Source organism: Gemella sp. GH3 (assembly GCF_013415425.1).
In the GTDB taxonomy this organism is placed as follows: Bacteria; Bacillota; Bacilli; order Staphylococcales; family Gemellaceae; genus Gemelliphila.
Genome location: NZ_JACBYC010000161.1, coordinates 1 through 573, shown reverse-complemented (window position 1 = coordinate 573; position 573 = coordinate 1). Strand labels below are relative to the sequence as shown.

Below are 573 nucleotides of genomic sequence, written 5' to 3'. Positions count from 1 at the left end.
GGCACAATGCCACTTACAATGTTTATAACTAAAAAAGGTAAACAAGTTAAAGTCAATCACCTTGAACAAAGTAAACTGACTCAATATGTGGGACACTTGAATGTCGTTTTATTTGCTCCGGAAGATTTGAATATTGTTAAAGGTTCACCACAGATACGACGACGTTTCATAGACATGGAGTTAGGACAAATTTCAGCCGTTTACTTAAATGATTTAGCTCAATACCAACGTATTCTTAAACAAAAGAATAACTATTTGAAGCAATTACAAATTGGGCAGAAGACAGATACGACAATGTTAGAAGTGTTAAATCAACAATTTGCTCAATATGCTTTAAAGGTAACGTTACGTCGTGAGCATTTTATAAAAGAACTGGAAGAACTTGCGCAACCGATTCATTCAGGGATTACGAATGAGCGTGAGAAGTTAGGACTTAAATATTTACCAAGTTTAAAGTTAAGTGATTATGAGAAGGAAGAATCAGAATTGCTCGAGGAGGTCATCGAATTATTAAACGATAATCTTCAAAGAGAGAAAGAAAGAGGTGTGTGTCTTTATGGACCACATCGAGAT

1 protein-coding gene is annotated in these 573 nt (G+C 34.9%); it reads left to right on the top strand.

Going from position 1 to position 573, the window contains the following annotated elements:
* Window positions 1-573 (top strand): DNA replication/repair protein RecF (locus HZY83_RS06215; protein ID WP_179943191.1); only part of this gene is annotated, 573 nt, incomplete at both ends.